We start from the raw sequence: 18,916 nt of genomic DNA, 5'->3' as shown, positions 1-18,916 counted from the left end.
ACTTCAAGAAGGATCAGCAGAATGACGCGGATGAGCTTGTCGCCGATCATGGACAGCACGGCTGTCTCCCGGCACGTCGAAGGGTTGCGAACGGCTTTTGCCGGTGGCGGCCCGATCGAAATCGATTGCCAGGATGTCGAACAGATCGGCCAGGCCGGACTCCAATTGCTCGCCAGCGCGGTCAAGACAAGTCAGCACCGCGGCATCGAGCTTTCAATCAATAGCGGCTCAGCGTTGGATGCCGCCGTCAGGCTTGCGGGCATGGGGCGGGTGATTTTCGGTGCGGCCGCCGTATCCGGTAACGGAGATACGCTATGAAGCTCGAAGAAATTCAGGATATCTTCTTTCAGGAATGCGACGAAGGCCTCGTCCAGGCGGAATCCGGCCTGCTCGCGTTGCAATCGGGCCAGCATGACGACGAGACGATCAACACGATCTTTCGTTCGGTCCATTCGATCAAGGGTGGATCCGGCGCGTTCGGCTTCACACTCCTCCAGCATTTTACGCACCATTTCGAAACCTTGCTCGATCAGGTGCGTGGCGGTGAGCATAAGCTGACCCCCGAACTGGTCGGCGTGTTGTTGGCAGCGTTTGATATATTGGCGGACCATGTCGGCGCGATCCGCGGCGAGAAGCCTGCGCCCGACGATGCTGAAATGTTGCAGAAGCTGCAGGACGTCGCGGCCGGCAAGCCGATTGGCGAGGATGTTGCGGCCGTCGTCGAGACAGCCGGGGCTGAAGTCCAGGACAGTGCGGATTCAGCGCTGGGTTTCGATCTGGCCGATCTGATGGGTGCGCTGGACGATGGGACGTCGCCGGGCGCCGATTGGGAGGAGACCGACGCCTCGGCCGAAGGTATGCCCGAGATTACGGCCTTGTTCATGCGGCCGACACGCGGCGCTATGGCACATGGCGGTGAGCCGTTGCTGCTGCTGCGCGAGTTGATCGATCTTGGCGGCAAGGTGCGCGATGTCGACTGGACCGCTGTCCCCACGATCGATCGCTTCGATCCCGAAGAAGCTTATCTGAGCTGGCATATCGAAATGCCCGGCAATGTTGAACGTGGTACGATCGAGGAGATTTTCGAATTCGTTTCCGATGATTGCACCCTGTCGTTCGGCGCCCCGGCGGCGGTCGATCCCATCCGCGATCAGGCCGAAAACCAAGATTCGCATGAGTCTGAGGCGGCTGTTGCCGCGCCCATCGAAAATGTCATCGTTCCATTGCCCGTTGCAACGGCTGCGCCGGCTCCTACCGTGAGCCCCGCCCCGGTCGTGGCGCCTCCGCCTCCGGTGGTGGACGCGGCCGCATTGCCGACCCCGGCCGCGAATGATCCTGACAAGACGGGTGCGGCAGGCACGCCGGTGGGCGTTACGCAGACCATCCGGGTCGATCTTGAAAAGCTCGATCGTCTGGTCAATCTGGTCGGCGAGCTCGTCATAACGCAGGCCATGCTGGCGCAGCGTTTGCTCAATTGTGGCCTCGCCCAGATCACCGAGCTGACCGATCTCGATCACCTCACGCGCGAGTTGCAGGACAGTGCGATGTCGATCCGTGCGCAGCCGATCCGTTCGGTGTTCAGCCGCGTGCCCCGCATGGTGCGCGAACTGCAGGCGAGCACCGGCAAGCGCGTCCATCTCGAGGTCGACGGCGAAGCCACCGAGCTCGACAAGACCGTTGTCGAGCGCATCGGCGAACCGCTGACCCATCTGATCCGCAATGCGATCGATCATGGGCTCGAAGGCCCGGAGGAGCGGATTGCTGCCGGCAAGAATCCGGAAGGCCGGGTCCGTCTGTCGGCCGAACACCGTTCTGGCCGGATCCTGATCTGCGTTTCCGACGACGGCCGCGGCATCAATCGCGAGAAGGTTCTCGCCAAGGCGGTCGATCGCGGCCTGGTTGCGCCGGATGCCAAGCTGAGCGACGAAGAGATCGAAAATCTGATCTTCGCACCAGGCTTCTCCACGGCGGCCACCATTTCCAATATTTCCGGCCGCGGTGTCGGCCTCGACGTCGTTCGTCGTAACGTCCAGTCGCTGGGCGGCCGGATCACGATCTCGTCGAAGCTTGGTCAGGGATCGACCTTCACCCTTGCCTTGCCACTGACCCTGGCAATTCTCGACGGCATGATCGTGTCGGTCGGCGAACAGACTTATGTCATCCCGCTGACCCACATCATCGAAAGCCTCCGGCCGAAACCGGGCGAGGTCAAGCAGATGGGCGCCAATCAGCCGATGCTCAATGTCCGCGGTACATGGCTGCCGATCCAGTCCGTCGCGCGCGAGCTTGATATTCCGGGCGGCGAGACGGACCCGACCAAGGCCGTGCTGATTGTCGTCGACTCCGAAGCTGCCGGCCAGGCCGTGCTGATGGTCGATGCGATCCGCGATCAGCGCCAGGTGGTGATCAAGAGCCTCGAGACCAACTACCGGCAGGTCGATGGCGTCGCCGGCGCCACGATCCTCGGTGATGGCCGCGTGGCGCTGATCCTCGATGTCGAGGCGGTTACGGCCGCGCGCCGTGCCCATGGTGAACGCTCGGCCGGTCGCGGCTGGCAGGTGGCGATGTCGGCATGAACCAGCTCAGCCCGCGGGCTTTCGATGGCCCCAGCGAATACCCTTATACGCGCGCCGATTTCGAAGCGATCGCCCATATGGTCCATGCGCATGCCGGGATCTGCATGCCTGAGAGCAAGGCGATGCTCATTTATTCGCGGCTCACCAAATTGCTGCGCGAGAAGGGTATCGGATCATTCCACGACTACACCGCTTTGATCCGTACCGACGCAGCCGAACGCACGCGTGCGATCGAGGCGCTGACCACCAACCACACCAAGTTCTTTCGCGAAAACCACCATTTCGAACATTTTGAGCAGCATCTGCGCCAGCCGTTCATCGAACGGCTGATGAAGGGCGGCAAGCTTCGAATGTGGTCGTCGGCGGCGTCGAGCGGCGAGGAAGTCTATTCGCTCGCCATGGTGCTGCTGGGCACGGACAAGAGCCAGGCCAAGCGGATCGCAGAGAGCGACGTGGCGCTGCTTGCCACCGATCTTGCCGATCATGTCCTGCGGGCGGCTGAGACGGGCATCTATCCTGGCAATAACGGTGCCGATATTCCGGCGCGTTACGGTCAGCTTTGGACGACGTCGGGTACAGGCGGTGTGACGGTTGCCAGGCCGGTCCGCGATCTGGTGCGTTTCCGGAAACTCAATCTGCTGAACGCCTGGCCGCTGAAGGGCCAGTTCGACGTCATCTTCTGCCGCAACGTCATGATCTATTTCGACGAGCCGACCAAGGAGCGCCTGCTCGATCGCCTGGCCGATCAACTGGTGGTCGGCGGCTATCTTTATATCGGCCACTCCGAGCGGTTCATCGGCCCTGCGGCCGACAAGTTCACATCCATAGGACAGACGATCTACCGAAAGGATCGCGCATGAGCGTACGCTGCCTAGTCGTTGACGATTCACCCACCATGCGCGCGATGCTGGCGGCTCTGCTGGGCCGGGACCCGGAGATCGAGGTGATCGGTTCGGCGCACGATGCCCATATGGCACGTGAAATGATCCGTGAGCTGGATCCTGATGTCATCACGCTCGATATTGAAATGCCGCACATGAACGGGCTCGATTTTCTCGAGCGGCTCATGCGGCTGCGTCCCACGCCGGTCGTCATGTGTTCCTCGCTCACCAAGAAGGGCGCCGATGCCACCCTCCGGGCGCTCGAACTCGGGGCCGTCGATTGTTATGCCAAGCCTGGGGGCGGGCTGCATGACGTTCTCGCTACCGATGACGGTACGCTCGCCGAGATGGTCAAGCAGGCTGCGCGCAGCCGACGCCGGACATCGATCGCGGCGCCGGTTGTGAAGCGGTCCGAGGACTCCTTTCATTCCAACGGGAAAATCGTCGCGATCGGCGCCTCGACCGGTGGGGTCGAGGCCTTGATGAAGTTGCTGCAGGGTTTCCCGGAAAATTGCCCGCCTACGGTGGTCGTTCAGCATATGCCGGCGACCTTCACATCGTCCTTCGCGGCCCGGCTCGATAGCCAATGTCCGCCACGGGTCACCGAAGCGGTCCATGATGAACCGCTCAAGCAAGGTCATGTCTATATTGCGCCAGGTGGCACGCGTCATCTGATGATTCGGGGCGCCAAGCTGCCGGCGATCCGGTTGATAGAGGCGAATCCGGTAAGTGGGCACCGCCCGTCGGTCGACGTGCTGTTCCGTTCCGTCGTGCAGACCGTCGGCGATACCGCGGTGGGGGTGATCCTGACGGGGATGGGCCGCGATGGCGCCGCGGGGCTGCTCGAGATGCGCGAAGGCGGCTGCCGCACGATCGGCCAGAATGAAGCCAGCTGCGTCGTGTACGGTATGCCGCGCGCTGCGCAGGAAGTCGGCGCCGTCGAAGAGGCGCTTCCGCTCGATCGCATTTCCAAGGCGGTGCTCGATCTATGCAGCCGTTGAATCAAGACAAGCAAAATGCATTCGCTCAGGAACGGCGGATCAACGTCATCCAGGGGACGACCTATGTCACCGATGACAGCCAGGTCGTGCTGACGACGGTGCTGGGCAGTTGCGTCGCCTGCTGCCTGTACGATCCTTTCGCAAAGGTGGGCGGGATGAACCATTTCCTGCTGTCCGAGCCGCGCGCCGGCATGGTCCGCGATTCGGCCGAGGCGGAACGCTACGGCCTTTATGCGATGGAGCTGCTGGTCAACGACATGCTCAAACATGGCGCGACTCGCGGGCGGATGCGGGCACATCTTTACGGCGGCGCCAATCTGCATAGCGGTATGCAGGCGATCGGCACCAGCAATGCCAGCTTCGCGCGCAAATTCCTCGACGATGACGGCATCCAGCTCAGTCACAGTCATCTCGGGGGCACGTCCGCGCGCCGTGTGGATTTTCGTGCAGCGCTTGGTCAGGCGCGCTGCCGGGTCGTCGATAGTGAAGTGCCCGTGGAGGTCCGCCGTCCGGCGATCGCCGCGGCCAAGATCGGCGAAGTCGAACTTTTCTGACGAAATCGCGCTGCGGCAACCGGGTGTTAACCCGGAGGGCGTAGCAAGGAAGAACGCGGGCCAAGGGCCCGATTTCGGGGAATACGCTTGTGGCCAAGACGATATTGACAGTCGATGATTCGCCCAGCATGCGGATGCTGCTGCGCAGCGCATTGGTTGAGCGCGGCTATGCGGTCCACGAGGCCGAAGATGGCCTCGCGGCGCTGGAATGGCTCGAAAAGAACGAGCAGCCTAACCTTATGATAACCGACATCAACATGCCGCGCATGGATGGTTTCGGTTTGATCGAAGCATTGCGGGCCCGTCCGGGCCATCGCGATTTGCCGATCCTCGTGCTCACCACCGAGAGTTCGGACCAGAAGAAGGCTCGTGCTCGCGAAGCCGGTGCCACCGGCTGGATCGTCAAGCCGTTCGATCCGGAGAAGCTGGCTTCCGCCATACGTCGCGTTTCGCATTGATCCAACAGACCGCAGGAGTCGTCTTATGGCCCGCCAGCTCATTACCTTCCAGATCGGCGAACAATATCTCGGCGTAGACATCATGGCGATTCGTGAGATCCGCGCCTGGACGCCGACGACGATGCTGCCGCACGTTCCCAACCATGTCCGCGGTGTCGTCAATCTTCGCGGCACGGTGCTGCCGGTGATCGACCTGTCGGCACGGCTGGGATGGGGATTGACCGATCCGACGGCGCGGCACGTGATCATTGTGGTCCGTATAGCGGACCAGCTTCACGGTCTGATCGTCGATGCCGTCAACGACATCGTTTCGATCAACGAAGAGGATCTGCAGGCACCACCCAGCCTGGGTGCGGATTCGACGGCCTCCTATCTTGAAGGTCTCGTGTCGGTCGAGGATCGCATGGTGATGGTGCTCGAACTCGAGCAGCTGTCCTTCGATCTCGCCGGCATCCCGTTGGCCGCCGCCGCCTGAATTACCGCTTCCGCTTCGACAGGAATCCCCAATGAGCAATGCCCGTGTCCTGATCGTCGATGACTCGCTGACCATGCGGGCCCTGTTCAGCGGCGTGCTCGAGCGCGCGCGTGGCATCGACGTGGTCGGTATGGCCGCAAATGCCGACGAAGCCCGTGAACTGATGATCCGGCTGAAGCCCGACGTGGTGACGCTGGACGTCGAAATGCCGGGCATGAGCGGCCTCGATTTTCTCGAGGAGATCATGCGCGAGCGGCCGACCCCGGTGGTCATGCTGTCGACACTGACCCAGAAAGGCGCCGAAACGTCGTTTCGCGCGCTGGAGCTGGGTGCGGTTGACTGCTTTCCGAAGCCGAAAAGCGCGACGCCCGACGAATTCAACGCGCTTGCGCCGAAGCTCGCCGCCCTGGTGATCGCCGCCTCCACCGGCGGCGTGAAGCAGGTCAAGGTGGCCCGCCCGGTCGCGTCGGTCGCCCATTTCGATTGGAACGGCAAGATCATTGCGTTGAGCGCATCGGTCGGCGGTGTCGACGCGATGCTGCAACTCCTGCCCACTTTCCCGAAAAATTGTCCGCCGACGATTGTCCTGCTGCAGATCGAACAAGGTTTCGTCGATCCGCTGGTCAGCCGTCTCAAGGCATCCTGCTCTGCGGGCGTGGTGCTCGCCGAAGACGGTCTCGCGCTTCAGCAGGGGACGATCTATATCGTCACCGATTCCGGCAGCCATGCCGTCGTCGATCGCTGGCCCAATCCTTCGCTGCGCTTGCTGCGCTCCGATCCGGTGAATGGCGTGCGGCCTTCGGCGAGCCTGCTGTTCGCGACGATCGCGAAAACCGCCGGGGCGAATGCGATTGGCGCGGTATTGACCGGAATGGGGACCGATGGCGCGGCTGGCCTGAAAGCGCTGCGCGCCACAGGCGCCCGCACCATTTGTCAGGATGCCGCCACGTCGGTGGTCCATGAAGCGCCAGCCGCGGCAAAGGCCGCCGGCGCCGTCGAACTTGAACTACCCCTCGGTGACATTGCTGCAGCAGCGCTCGACGCGTGCCGCCGCATTGCCAACGCAGCCTAACAAATCAAAAACGGAGTGGCCGCATGACCTCGATCAGCCAGGATAAGCTCTTGTCGATGCTTGCCGACGAACTCGACGCCGCCCGGCTGCAGCTCGAGGATCTCGGCGTCAAATTGTGCAGCAATTTCGAAATTGCGCGCCATCATATGAACGAGCTTCAGGCGCTCGATTATGTCGGCCAGCGCTGCGCGTCGGTCGGAGCGATCTTGCGGTCGGACGATATGCATGCTGCCAGCCATGCCGCGACGCTGGAGAGCATAACCGGCCGGCTCGAATCGCTGATCGAAGGGCTCACGGAGCGTCGGGCACACTGATTTCAGCGTGTCGGGGGTGTTCCGAACAGCGCGATCAGCCGTGGGGCGATATCGCGCAGATCATGCCGCTGCTCGATCCGACGCCGCCCTTCCGCGCCCATGCGGGCGAGTTGGGCGCCATCGGCCGTCATCGCATCGGCGATCGCCTGCTGCAGGCCTTCGGCCGATCCGGCATCGAACAGCCAGCCGCACGTCTCGTCGACGAGTTCGGGAATGGCGGCGATCCGCGTCGTGATGACGGGGCGCCCCATCGCGAACGCCTCCATGATGACGATCGGCAGCCCTTCGGCATGGCTCGGCAGCAGCAGCGCGCGGGAGACACGCAGCATCGATCGGACGGCGTCATTGCTGCGCCATCCGTGCAATATGACGTGATCGGCCACGTCCAGCGCGGCGGCGCGCGCCATGATCGCGGTACGATCTTCTCCGTCACCGATCAGGTCGATCCGAAGCTCGGGAAATCGCTTCAGGGAAGCCGCGAGGGCAACCGGGATTTCGATCTGGCCCTTTTGCGGACATAGCCGCCCGACGCACAGTAGCGAACCGGCGTCCTCGGCTATTTCGGCGGGGCGGGCAAATTCGGCCAGATCGACGCCGCAAGGAATCGTGGCGATATGCGCCGACTGGGCGGGCGGCAGCACCTCCATCAGGCGCGTTCGGCAGTAATTCGAAATTGCGATAATATCGCGCGCGTGTTGCGCTTTCTCGACGATCCCGTTTGCTGCGGGATTCACCAGTTCGTCCGGGCCGTGCACGGTGAAACTATAGGCCGGACCACCCATCAGGCGGCAGAGCATCGCGACCGCCGCGGCGTTGGTCGAAAAATGTGCGTGAATATGGTCGATGCCAAGTTCGGCGCAGCGGCGACGCAGGCGAACGGCCTGCAGCAAATAGCCGATGTGGCGAATCGCGCCGCCACCTGCCGCCCGGATCAGACGCATCAACGACGGCACCGCCCGAGCCAGTCGAAGCGGATGGGTGCATGCCTCGCATATTCCCATCGCGATCAGCGCGGCGGCATGGCCGGTCAGCAGATATTCGGTGCTGCGCTGTTCGGCGCGATCCCGTGGATCAACGAGCGGTTCGGCCCAATGGCGAACGGCGAACCTTTTGACCGGCACGCCGGCGGCCTCGATCGCGGCAATCTCTCTCCGGATGAAGGTCGTGCTCGTCATCGGATAGCTGTTCAGGAGATAGGCCAGCGTCATTTTGGCGAACGCACCCGGCTGATAATGGCTTGCACTTCGAGCATCAGGCGATGCGTGAGGATCGGGCTTTCGATCTGGCCTGTGCGCAGCAGCGCGCAGAAATGTTCGAGTTCAGGCAGATAGGGGCTGGCGCCGTAAGGGCGCCAACTCCCGGTCAGGCGGGCCAGCATGTCGGCCACGCGGCGGACGACGGGGTTTTGCGCGAACGGCCGATCGGCAATTGCCGCGGCGAGATCGTGCACGGGCGGCCCGATCGTCACCCGGCGGCCGGTCAGCAGCGGCGCATCGACCCTGATCTGCGCATGCTCGCAACCGATCGAGAGGCTGTTGGGAAGGCGCTCGACCAGCGAAGCGGCCAGGTCCGATCGCGCTCCGCCCTCATGGGCAAGCTGGATATGCACGGCGACGTCCAGGCCGCTCCGGTCGGTATAAAGATCGCCGTCGATCTCGCTGGCGATCGCGGGGCCAAGCGCGAGCAGCGCCAGGCTCAGCGGATAGACCGCCCGGTCGAGCAGCACGCCGCCATCTTCGGCGAACAGGCCGCGATGGCTGTGTCGATCCACCTTGTAGCCGAACGACGCCGCCAGATGCCGCGGCGCGCCGAATTCGCCTGAGGTCGCCCGTGCAATCGCTTCGGTGACGGCGGGCAGGAAAGGCGTCGCCATCGCCTCCATGAACAGCCTGCCAGCGGTCTGCGCGGCCTCGATCACCGCCACCGCCTCTTCGTACGAGCAGGCAAATGGCTTTTCGCACAAGACGGCCTTGCCGGCGCGCAGCGCGGCGATGCTGGCGGCGGCATGTTCACCATTTCGGCCGGCGACATAGACTGCGTCGACCGTCGGGTCGGCCAGCAAGGCGGCTTCGTCGCCCCACGCCGCGATCTTGTGCTGCCTTGCGAAGCGGGTGCCGCGGCTTGCCGAACGCGAAGCGACACGGACGATGCGGGCGCGCTTCGACAGCGCGATGGTGCGGGCCATCTGGTGCGCCATCGCGCCGGTGCCGATAATTCCGAAACCGATCACAAGGCCCAGTCCATCGGCGCGACGGGCGCAAAAGCGGTGCGCATGGCGTGGTCGCCGCCGGCCTGCATCGCGAGCGACACTTCGGTCAGGTGGAGCGCAAAATCGCCGGCAAGCTTGGGTTCGCGCCCTTCGGCGATGGCATCGGCCATCTCGGCGACTCCGAGCGCGAAATTCATCGATGCCGCGCCGTGCCGCCCGATCTTCGGGTGGATTGGTCCCTTCAGCCGCACCCGCGAAGCGAACGGGCTGTTCACCAGCCGCCGCCGCAAGGTCAGCCGCCGCCGGATCCGCACGGCCGCTCCATTGGCCCAGGCGTCACCGATTTCGAGTACGCCGGCATCGCCGAAGATGCGCAGGCGATGATCGTGCCGGGCGACGATCGAGCAAGTGAGCCGCGCCACCATGCCAGACGCGAAGAACAGGCTGGCTGACGCATAATCGGGCGTGTCATGCTGCGCGCCGGTCTGCGCAGCATCGAGCAGCCGCGCGGAACCGGAGACCACACGGTCGACGGGCCCGAAAATCGCCATCAGCCAGCTCAGATAATAGCCGGCATGTTCGAGCGTGCAGCCGGTGCGGAATTCGTCTTCCGCCGGCCAAAGCGCGCCGCTCGCGCTCGTCCATTTCCGATAGGGCGCGGCGGGGATGAAATCGTCGTCGAGCTCGGCATAAACCAGCCGGGGTTGCCCGATCCGCCCTTGCCGCACCGCCATCCAAGCGGTCTGCGCCGCCTCCCCGAGCGCGCTGCACGGCGCCGACGCGAGGTGGACATCGTGCTGCCGGGCCAGCACCATCAGCGCCTCGGCCTCCACCATCGTCATCGCGAGCGGCTTTTCGCACCACACATGCCGCCCGGCCCCGATCGCCGCCCGGTTGACCGCGACATGCGCATGCGGATTGGTGAGGTTGAGGACGATGTCCGGCGCGTCGGCCAGCAGCCCGCCAAGGCTGGTCGCGGCGGGAACCGCCCAATGCGCGGTGAAGGCCGCAAGACGGGCGGCATCGATATCCCACGCGCCGATGATCTGCAGCTTCGGGAAGGTGCGCAGCGATGGCATATAGAGATCGGCGACATAGCCGGTGCCGACGATCGCAATTTTCGTTGGTGAGCCCGCCATGGCAACGAACTTAGCAGCGCAGGCGCACCGCGCCAGCCCCTGTGCTGCATCGGCAGCTGGCGCTGATCTGGGTTGGACCGGTGGCGGATGTCGCGATGGACGGCGAGTTCTTCGATTCGATCTGATGGTTCAGGGTCATCGGGTGAATGGCGTGGCGGCATCCTACGCCGTCATCCCCGGCACCATGTAGCAATTGAACCAAGTGCGATGTCCGCCATGGGTGGACTGCGAATGCTTCGGCGCCCGCGCGGAACGGCGGCTCCGAACGGGAAGACTGGACCGTGAGCGGATTGACGGTTTTTGGTCGAAGAAAATGGCTCAGCTTCCATTCGCCATCGGTCGATTTCTCTATCTGCTCCCGACCAGAAGACGACGTTCGCCAGCCCGCTCCGGAATGACCGAAGAAAGGAAATTCTGCCGTTCAGGCTAATCAGCAGCCCAGGGCTGATCGAAGGCTATCATCGGTGATACCGTCGCGGACTCAGGACTGCTTGCCAATAGCCGCCTCTCGTAGCTCACCTCCAATATCGCGGGGGAAACCTGCTGCCAGATGGTCGATGAGCGCGCGAACGGCGGGTGGCAAACCCCGGCGTGTCGTAAAGACGAGATGCACAATCCCCTGCAGCCCGCGCCAGGCTGGTAGCACGCGCACGAGGCGCCCTGTTGAAAGGGCGTCCCGGCAAACATGATCGGGAAGGATCGCCACGCCCAGGCCATTGATCGCGGCGTTCCGGACGGCTGTCATGTCGGCGCATCCCATGCGCGGCGCGATGCGGACGACCTGCTTGCGGCCGTCTTCCGTCTCCAGATGCCATTCGAGATCGTCTGCATCGTCGTTGGTTGCCAGCGCCGGTAGAGAGGCAAGCTCGTCGATGGTGGCCAGCCGGCTCGCGATCTGGGGACTGGCGACCAATATGCGGGTCGATTTGCCTAGCGACCGCATCGTCAGCGCGGCATCGCTGTCGAGCGTGGCACGCACCCGGAGCGCGAGGTCGATCCGCTCCTCGATCAGGTCGACCGCGCGATCTGTCGCCACAAGCCGGAGGCGCACCTTCGGGTAGCGGGCAAGGAAGGAAGAGATCAGGTCGGAGATCGGCTCCACCATGCCCGTGGGGCAACTGAAGCGGATGCGGCCGTGGGGTTCGGACTGGGCCTGGAGGACGAGCGCTTCCGCCTGCTCGGCCTCGGCCAGCATAGCGCGGCATCGCTCGTAAAAGGCCTGCCCCGTGTCGGTCACGCGAAACCGGCGGCTCGATCGCTCGATCAGGCGCAGCCCCAGGCGTTCCTCAAGCCCGGCTATGCGTCGGCTTAGCTTCGACTTGGGTTCGCGCAGGGCGCGACCGGCGGCGGCAAAGCCGCCATGGGCCACGACTTCGGCAAAATAGGCATAGTCGTTAAGGTCGATCTTCACCAGCGTTCCTCCAGTAGAACGCTAAGTGCCATATTTGCCATCTACAGGCATCATCGTTCTTGGCTCATCTGAGGGGGCACCGGCGCTTCGCCGGAAACTCAAGGAGACAGACGATGACGGACAAGTTCAACAACAAGGTGGTGGTGGTAACCGGCGGTACGAGCGGCATCGGGCTCGCCACGGCAAAGGCGTTCGCCGCCGAGGGCGCTTCGGTGTTCATCACCGGCCGCCGTCAGGAGACGCTGGACGCGGCCATCAAGCAGATCAAGGGCCGTGTCACCGGCGTGCGTGGTGACATGTCCAACCTTACCGACATCGACCGGCTCTATGACGCGGTCCAGCAGCGGCATGCCCAGATCGACGTGGTCTTCGCCAATGCGGGCGGTGGTGACATGATGCCCTTGGGTGCAATCACCGAAGAGCACTATCAGCGTATCTTCGACACCAATGTGAAGGGCGTCCTCTTCACCGTGCAGAAGGCGCTGCCGCTTCTCAAGGACGGTGCCGCCGTGGTCCTGACGGGATCGACCGTCAGCGTGTCGGGTACGCCCGCTTTCAGCGTCTACTCCGCGACGAAGGCGGCGGTGCGCAACTTCGCCCGCACCTGGATACTCGACCTCAAGGACCGCCACATCCGGGTGAACACGGTCAGCCCGGGCGTCACGGACACCGCAGGTCTGAACGAACTGTTCGGTGGCGATGAGCAAGCCCAGGGCACCAAGGATTATCTTGCCAGCCTGATCCCCGCCGGGCGGGTCGGCCAGCCGGAGGAGATCGCCAAGGCCGTGCTGTTCCTGGCATCCGATGATGCGAGCTTCGTCAACGGCGTCGAGCTCTTCGTTGATGGTGGTCAGGTTCAGATCTGAACCCGGCCTTCGATGTGAAGCGGATGGCGTTCCTCCCTCATGAGAACGTCATCCACGTTCAGCGGTAAAGGCGAGCCAATAAACAGACGGCCGCCTTCAGGTCGGATAAAGAGATCTCCAACGGCCGATACTGAGGCGTATTGCCGACCGGCAGGTTATCCGCGCGAGTTGCTCACCATACCGGTGTACCGATCCGCGAAACACAGGAAAGGACGGATTGCGGTTTTTGTCTTCTATCGCCCGTTGTGACGCGAAACCCAGATTGATCCCTCGCGTTGTCTGTTGCTCAGCCTGAGGAGATTGAAGTGGCGGTTAATACACAAAAGCTGAAGCAGCATATGTGGGACAAGCTTGAAAAGGGGCCGATTATTATGATCGGTCTCGCGGACGGCCGAAGCCATTCAGAACCGTTGACCGCGCAGCTCGACAGGGACCAGGTAGACACGATCTGGTTCTTCATCGGCAAGGATAACCGCTTGGCGAAAGGTGGGGCAGCGATGGCTCAATTCGTGTCGAAGGGGCAGGACTTCTTCGCTTGCCTGTCGGGCCGCGTCGCGGTGGACAACAATCCGGCCATGATCGACAAGCTTTGGTCTAAGCCGGTCGAGGCGTGGTTTCCTGGCGGAAAGACCGATCCCAATCTCGCGCTGCTTCGCTTCTCCATCGACGAAGCCGAACTATGGGAGGCCGATATGTCGCTGACCGGAAAGCTGAAGCTGCTTTTCGGAGGCAAGATCAGGGCGGACGAAGAGGGCAGCCATGCCGTCGTTTCGGATACACTTGTGTAGCCACCCGATAGCGTAGGGGCGTGAATTACCGTTGGTTCATTTGCTGCATAATATCGGTGATCCCCACGGAAGTCGGGATCCATGGATGCGCGCGTAGGAGGAAGATTGGCGCCGTTCCGGTGGGAAATGCGACGGTTCGTGTCCATGGAGCTCGACTTTCGTCGGGATGACAGGTTTTTGGGCGCTCAGTTGCTGTTCACCCGATTGCCCTGAGGGCCGCTGCCAAACCGGTTGTGTGGATGGGGGCAGATCGGGTATATTGGCGTGGCCGGCATGGGCTTCGGGCGCCTCCAGCCTTGCAAAATTTATTTTTGCAGCAATTTCCATGAAAAATGAGTTATTACAATTACTTAACGCACATTATTTTGTAACAGAATTAACAAATCACCTCTTGATGTCTTGCCTGCATTCACCCGAGCCCGTCGCGGCAAAGCCGCGCCTTCGAACGACACGGCCGGGGAAAGTCCCGCCGGTCGTCGGCCGAGCTGGCGCCTGATCGCGTGCTACTCGGCGAGTGCTGCGCAATCCCCTCGCTACACGCGGGCGCTCAACTCTCATCCCCCATCCTGAGCGCCGCGATGAACGCCTCCTGCGGGATGCTAACCGAGCCGTACTCGCGCATCCTCTTCTTGCCCTCTTTCTGCTTGTCGAGCAGCTTGCGCTTGCGGCTGGCATCGCCGCCATAGCATTTCGCGGTCACGTCCTTGCGCATCGCCGCGATCGTCTCGCGGGCGATCACTTTGCCGCCGATCGCGGCCTGCACCGGGATCTTGAACAGGTGGCGCGGGATCAGATCCTTGAGCCGCTCGCACATGCCGCGGCCGCGCGATTCGGCGGTGCCGCGGTGGACGATCATGCTGAGCGCGTCGACCGGTTCGCTGTTGACCATGATGCTCATCTTGACGAGGTCCCCCTCGCGATAGCCGATCTGGTGATAGTCGAAGCTCGCATAGCCGCGGCTGATCGATTTCAACCGGTCGTAGAAATCGAACACCACTTCGTTGAGCGGCAGTTCATAGGTGATCTGCGCGCGGCCGCCGACATAGGTGAGGTTCTTCTGGATGCCGCGCCGATCCTGGCACAGCTTGAGCAGCGAGCCGAGATATTCGTCGGGCACATAGATCGTCGCCTCGATCCACGGTTCCTCGATCGCCGCGATCTGCATGACGTCAGGCATGTCGGCCGGATTGTGCAGCTCGATCTCGCCTTTGCCGTGGGCCAGCTTGATCTTGTACACCACCGACGGCGCTGTGGTGATCAGGTCCAGATCATATTCGCGGGTCAGCCGCTCCTGGATGATCTCGAGATGGAGCAGGCCCAGGAAGCCGCAGCGGAAGCCGAAGCCCAACGCCGCCGAGCTCTCGGCCTCGAAGCTGAACGAGGCATCGTTGAGGCGCAGCTTGTAAAGGCTGTCGCGTAATTTCTCGAAATCGGCGGCGTCAACCGGGAACAGCCCGCAGAACACCACCGGCTGCACGGTCTTGAAGCCCGGTAGCGCCTCGGCGGTCGGCTTCTTAGCGTCGGTGATCGTGTCGCCGACCGCGGTCTGGCTGACTTCCTTGATCTGCGCGGTGATGATGCCGATTTCGCCGGCCGCGAGTTCGGTCAGCTGCTCCAGCTTGGGCCGCATGCAGCCGACCCGATCGATCAGATGCTGGGTGCCGGTGGCCATGAACTTGATCAGCTGGCCCTTCTTCAGCACGCCTTCGATCACGCGCACGAGGATCACGACCCCCAGATAGGGATCGTACCAGCTGTCGACGAGCATCGCCTTGAGCGGCGCATCGCGATCGCCCTTGGGCGGCGGAATGCGGGTGACGATCGCTTCCAGCACGTCGGTGATGCCGATTCCGGATTTGGCGGAGGCGAGCACGGCGTCGTCGGCGGGCAGGCCGATAATATCCTCGATCTCCTTCTTCACCTTGTCGGGCTCGGCGGCGGGCAGATCGATCTTGTTGATCACCGGCACGATCTCATGATCATGCTCGATCGACTGATAGACATTGGCGAGCGTCTGCGCCTCGACGCCCTGCGCGGCATCGACCACCAGCAAAGCGCCTTCGCACGCCGCGAGACTCCGCGACACTTCGTAGGCGAAGTCGACATGGCCCGGCGTGTCCATCAGGTTCAGCGTATATTCGATGCCGTCCTTGGCGGTGTAATTCAGGCGCACGGTCTGCGCCTTGATCGTGATCCCGCGTTCCTTCTCGATATCCATATTGTCGAGCACCTGCGCGGACATTTCGCGCTCGGTGAGCCCGCCGGTCTGCTGGATCAGCCGGTCGGCGAGCGTGGATTTGCCATGATCGATATGCGCGATGATGGAAAAATTGCGGATACGGTCGATCGGAACGGTCACGGGGTGGGATTCTCATGCATGCGAGGGAATTGCGGGCGCCATAGCATCCCCGGCGCCAGAAGCAAAAGCGGCGCGGGCCGTCAGTCGATCGGCGCGATGCCGGCCGCCCCGATCGCCGCCAGTGCGGCGGCCTGCCGATCCCCGGCCGGGCCGTCGACGGTCGCCCAGCGCACGCCGCGGCGATCGAGTTCGGCAACGCTGAGATCGTAGAAAAGCTGCCGCGCCTCGGCGGAGCCGTGGAGCCGCAGATCGTCCTGCGCGAACGGCAGGTCGATCCCCGGCACCAGATAGAGATCTGCCACATCGGCAAAACGATCGAACCACGGATCGCGCTTGCCGAACGTCATGTCGGCCCACACGGCGGTCATCAGCGGATCCGTATCGAGGAAGAGCAGCCCATGGCGCACGCGCGGGATCGCCGCCAGCGTCGCGGTATATTGCCCCTTCGCCATCGCCACCAGATCGCTCATCGCGAAATCGGTGCCATGCTCCTCACAATACGTGCGCCCATATTCGGGCACCCAGATCGTGTCGAAATGCCGCGCCAGCGCCTCGGCCAGGGTCGACTTGCCGGTGCTTTCGGGGCCGTGCAGGCAGATCAGCCGGACGCCGCCGATCATCGCTTAGCGCTCCGCCGCCAGCCGACATAACCCCACACCGATAGAATGAGAAAGATCCCATAGAGCAAGACCGTCGCCCGCAACCCCTTCACCGCATAGACCCCGATCGACACCATATCGACCGCGATCCACAGCAACCAATTCTCCCAATAGCGGCGCGACAGCAGGATCTGCGCGACGACGCTGGTGATCGCGATCGATGCATCCCACCAGGGCAGGGCGGCATCGGTAAAGCGCGCCATCGCCGCACCCCACAGCGCGATGCCGGCGGCGCCGCTTAAGCCCCAGCTTACGCGCTGCCGCGCCGACAAGGCCCGTGCGACGACGGCGCCGCTGTCGGCCTTCGATCGCGCCCAGACGATCCAGCCATAGATATTGACGATCAGGAAGAAGATCTGGAGCAGCGCATCGCTGTACAATTTGGCGCGCAGGAAGATGTCTGCGTAGATCATCACCATCGCGATCGCGAACGGGTAGTTCCAGATGTTGCGCCGCGCGAGCAGGACGATATTGGCAAGGCCCAGCGCGGCGGCGAGCAATTCCAGCCGGTCGGTAAAGCCAAGCGTGACGGCAAGCGATTGAAGACTGTCCACGGGAATCGCGAATAGCAGCGCCCCACCCGGCCGGCCAGATGCGTGGATTGACACAAACCCGCCATTTCCCCATTTCCTGTTCCAGGCGATGTCTGCCCGAAATCCGGTTATGCCCAGCCCTCCTCCGTCAGCAGGACGCGACATGCTCTACCGCCGGGCCTCGGCCCCATCCTATGCCATCGTCGTCATCGCGATCACGTTCGTGGCGCTGCTGGTGGCGGCCGGCTTGCGATCGGCGCCGAGCGTGCTGATCCTGCCGCTCGAACTGCATTTCGGCTGGAGCCGCACGACCGTTTCGGCGGCGGCGGCGATCGGTATCTTTCTCTACGGCCTGACCGGGCCCTTCGCGGCGGCGCTGATGCAGACGCTCGGCATTCGCCGGACGATGATGCTCGGCCTCGGGCTGATGGCGATTTCGACCCTGCTGAGCCTCGGCATGACCCGGCCATGGCAATATATCCTGACCTGGGGCGTGATGTCCGGCATCGGCACCGGCGCGATCGCCCCGGTGCTCGGCGCCGCCATGGTCAACCGCTGGTTCGCGAAGCGGCAGGGGCTGATGATGGGGCTATTGACCGCGAGCACGGCGACCGGCGCGCTGATCTTCCTGCCGTTCATGGCCTGGCTCACCCGCGCGGGCGCCTGGACGCCGGTGGCCTGGTTCGTCGGCCTGGGCGCGGTGGCGCTGATGCCTTTGGTGTTCCTGTTCGTACCCGAAAGCCCGGCGGCGATCGGGATCGCGCGCTATGGCGAGGAAGCGGGTGCGCCGGCCAGGGCGCTACCGCCGCGCGGTGCGATGCTGGCGATCAACACGCTGATCGATGCCGCGCGGCAACCGATGTTCTGGATGCTGTTCGGCACCTTCTTCATCTGCGGCCTCACCACGAATGGCCTCGTCGGCACCCATCTGATCGCTTATTGCGGCGATAATGGTATCCCGGCCGTGGCGGCGGCGGGGCTGCTGTCGCTGATGGGGTTCTTCGATCTGTTCGGCACCACCGCATCGGGCTGGCTCACCGATCGCTACGATCCGCGCCGGCTGCTGTTCGTCTATTATGCGCTGCGCGGGCTCTCGCTGATCGCTTTGCCATTCCTCGATTTCAGCACCGACGGCCTGCTCGTGTTCGCGGTGCTGTACGGGCTCGATTGGGTGGCCACCGTCCCGCCCACCCTCGCGCTCGCCAACCGCCATTTCGGCGAGGTGCGCGCGCCGATCGTGTTCGGCTGGGTGATGACCGGGCACCAGCTTGGCGCCGCCACCGCCGCCTTCGGCGCCGGGCTGATCCGCGAGCAGACCGGTAGCTATCAATACGCCTTCATGATCGCCGGCCTGTTCGGCGTGCTCGCCGCCGTCATGGCTATCGCCCTCGCGCGGCAGGCGCAGCCACGCCTTGCCTGATTGCGCACGCGCGGCCGCTGATAGCCTCTTGCAACGATCCGGCGACGCACCTATACGGCCCCGACTTGGCCAAATCCGGTCGGCTCCCGCAGCCGTTTCAAGGACCGGAACTCCGTCGGGGAGTAGCTCAGCCTGGTAGAGCACTGCCTTCGGGAGGCAGGGGCCGGAGGTTCGAATCCTCTCTCCCCGACCATCGTTTCA

Annotated in this window: 19 protein-coding genes and 1 tRNA gene; 13 read left to right on the top strand and 7 right to left on the bottom strand. The window is 63.4% G+C overall.

Annotated elements, in window-relative coordinates:
* The first annotated feature begins 21 nt into the window (after positions 1-21).
* The 9 genes from BLS13_RS20595 to BLS13_RS03950 all read left to right on the top strand — a co-directional run bounded on the left by BLS13_RS20595 (position 22) and on the right by BLS13_RS03950 (position 7,331).
* Complete coding sequence (locus tag BLS13_RS20595; protein WP_176943424.1) at positions 22-318, top strand: STAS domain-containing protein; 297 nt, start codon at positions 22-24, stop codon at positions 316-318.
* Positions 315-2,576, top strand: coding sequence for a chemotaxis protein CheA (locus BLS13_RS03985; RefSeq protein WP_093449968.1), 2,262 nt, complete (start codon positions 315-317; stop codon positions 2,574-2,576). The genes BLS13_RS20595 and BLS13_RS03985 overlap by 4 nt, the downstream gene beginning before the upstream one ends.
* A complete protein-coding gene (locus BLS13_RS03980; RefSeq protein WP_093449966.1) occupies positions 2,573-3,436 on the top strand; it encodes a CheR family methyltransferase in 864 nt (287 codons plus the stop codon). Before BLS13_RS03985 ends, BLS13_RS03980 begins: the two co-directional genes overlap by 4 nt.
* A complete protein-coding gene (locus tag BLS13_RS03975; RefSeq protein ID WP_093449965.1) occupies positions 3,433-4,458 on the top strand; it encodes a protein-glutamate methylesterase/protein-glutamine glutaminase in 1,026 nt (341 codons plus the stop codon). The genes BLS13_RS03980 and BLS13_RS03975 overlap by 4 nt, the downstream gene beginning before the upstream one ends.
* A complete protein-coding gene (locus tag BLS13_RS03970; RefSeq protein WP_093449963.1) occupies positions 4,446-5,012 on the top strand; it encodes a chemotaxis protein CheD in 567 nt (188 codons plus the stop codon). The genes BLS13_RS03975 and BLS13_RS03970 overlap by 13 nt, the downstream gene beginning before the upstream one ends.
* 89 nt (positions 5,013-5,101) lie before the next feature.
* A complete protein-coding gene (locus BLS13_RS03965) occupies positions 5,102-5,470 on the top strand; it encodes a response regulator (protein ID WP_093449962.1) in 369 nt (122 codons plus the stop codon).
* A 25-nt stretch (positions 5,471-5,495) separates the two neighbouring features.
* The gene (locus BLS13_RS03960; RefSeq protein WP_093449960.1) at positions 5,496-5,945 is read left to right on the top strand and encodes a chemotaxis protein CheW; all 450 of its coding nucleotides are present in this window, start codon (positions 5,496-5,498) and stop codon (positions 5,943-5,945) included.
* Between the two features lie 31 nt (positions 5,946-5,976).
* Positions 5,977-7,017, top strand: coding sequence for a chemotaxis-specific protein-glutamate methyltransferase CheB (cheB, locus tag BLS13_RS03955; RefSeq protein ID WP_093449959.1), 1,041 nt, complete (start codon positions 5,977-5,979; stop codon positions 7,015-7,017).
* A 23-nt stretch (positions 7,018-7,040) separates the two neighbouring features.
* Positions 7,041-7,331 carry a hypothetical protein gene (locus BLS13_RS03950; RefSeq protein WP_093449957.1) on the top strand — a complete coding sequence of 97 codons (291 nt, stop codon included), beginning with the start codon at positions 7,041-7,043 and terminating at the stop codon, positions 7,329-7,331.
* 2 nt (positions 7,332-7,333) lie between these two features.
* Here BLS13_RS03950 and BLS13_RS03945 read toward each other — a convergent pair whose 3' ends face one another.
* The 4 genes from BLS13_RS03945 to BLS13_RS03930 all read right to left on the bottom strand — a co-directional run bounded on the left by BLS13_RS03945 (position 7,334) and on the right by BLS13_RS03930 (position 12,090).
* Positions 7,334-8,539: a glycosyltransferase family 4 protein gene (locus BLS13_RS03945; protein ID WP_093449956.1), complete on the bottom strand. Its 1,206-nt coding sequence runs from the start codon at positions 8,537-8,539 to the stop codon at positions 7,334-7,336.
* The gene (locus BLS13_RS03940) at positions 8,536-9,561 is read right to left on the bottom strand and encodes a Gfo/Idh/MocA family protein (RefSeq protein WP_093449954.1); all 1,026 of its coding nucleotides are present in this window, start codon (positions 9,559-9,561) and stop codon (positions 8,536-8,538) included. Before BLS13_RS03940 ends, BLS13_RS03945 begins: the two co-directional genes overlap by 4 nt.
* Complete coding sequence (locus tag BLS13_RS03935; RefSeq protein ID WP_093449953.1) at positions 9,558-10,679, bottom strand: Gfo/Idh/MocA family protein; 1,122 nt, start codon at positions 10,677-10,679, stop codon at positions 9,558-9,560. The genes BLS13_RS03940 and BLS13_RS03935 overlap by 4 nt, the downstream gene beginning before the upstream one ends.
* Positions 10,680-11,160: 481 nt before the next feature.
* Positions 11,161-12,090, bottom strand: a complete 930-nt coding sequence (locus tag BLS13_RS03930) for a LysR family transcriptional regulator (protein ID WP_093449951.1) — start codon at positions 12,088-12,090, stop codon at positions 11,161-11,163.
* 113 nt (positions 12,091-12,203) lie between these two features.
* Between BLS13_RS03930 and BLS13_RS03925 the strand changes: the two genes are divergently transcribed.
* The gene (locus tag BLS13_RS03925; RefSeq protein ID WP_093449950.1) at positions 12,204-12,956 is read left to right on the top strand and encodes an SDR family NAD(P)-dependent oxidoreductase; all 753 of its coding nucleotides are present in this window, start codon (positions 12,204-12,206) and stop codon (positions 12,954-12,956) included.
* Between the two features lie 338 nt (positions 12,957-13,294).
* Complete coding sequence (locus BLS13_RS03920; protein WP_093450157.1) at positions 13,295-13,744, top strand: pyridoxamine 5'-phosphate oxidase family protein; 450 nt, start codon at positions 13,295-13,297, stop codon at positions 13,742-13,744.
* Between the two features lie 547 nt (positions 13,745-14,291).
* Here BLS13_RS03920 and lepA read toward each other — a convergent pair.
* The 3 genes from lepA to pnuC form a co-directional block, all read right to left on the bottom strand.
* On the bottom strand, positions 14,292-16,103 hold the full coding sequence (gene lepA, locus BLS13_RS03915; RefSeq protein ID WP_093449948.1) for a translation elongation factor 4: 1,812 nt from the start codon (positions 16,101-16,103) through the stop codon (positions 14,292-14,294).
* Positions 16,104-16,183: 80 nt separating this feature from the next.
* Positions 16,184-16,723, bottom strand: a complete 540-nt coding sequence (locus tag BLS13_RS03910) for an AAA family ATPase (protein ID WP_093449947.1) — start codon at positions 16,721-16,723, stop codon at positions 16,184-16,186.
* The gene (gene pnuC / locus BLS13_RS03905) at positions 16,720-17,316 is read right to left on the bottom strand and encodes a nicotinamide riboside transporter PnuC (RefSeq protein WP_256325693.1); all 597 of its coding nucleotides are present in this window, start codon (positions 17,314-17,316) and stop codon (positions 16,720-16,722) included. The genes BLS13_RS03910 and pnuC overlap by 4 nt, the downstream gene beginning before the upstream one ends.
* Positions 17,317-17,458: 142 nt before the next feature.
* Between pnuC and BLS13_RS03900 the strand changes: the two genes are divergently transcribed.
* Complete coding sequence (locus BLS13_RS03900) at positions 17,459-18,715, top strand: MFS transporter (RefSeq protein WP_093449944.1); 1,257 nt, start codon at positions 17,459-17,461, stop codon at positions 18,713-18,715.
* 116 nt (positions 18,716-18,831) lie between these two features.
* Positions 18,832-18,908: transfer RNA gene (locus tag BLS13_RS03895), tRNA-Pro, on the top strand.
* Positions 18,909-18,916 lie beyond the last annotated feature (8 nt).

The organism is Sphingomonas sp. YR710 (assembly GCF_900101455.1).
Classification (GTDB): domain Bacteria; phylum Pseudomonadota; class Alphaproteobacteria; order Sphingomonadales; family Sphingomonadaceae; genus Rhizorhabdus.
Note: the sequence above shows the minus strand (reverse complement) of the source record. Positions and strands in the feature narration are given on the sequence as shown.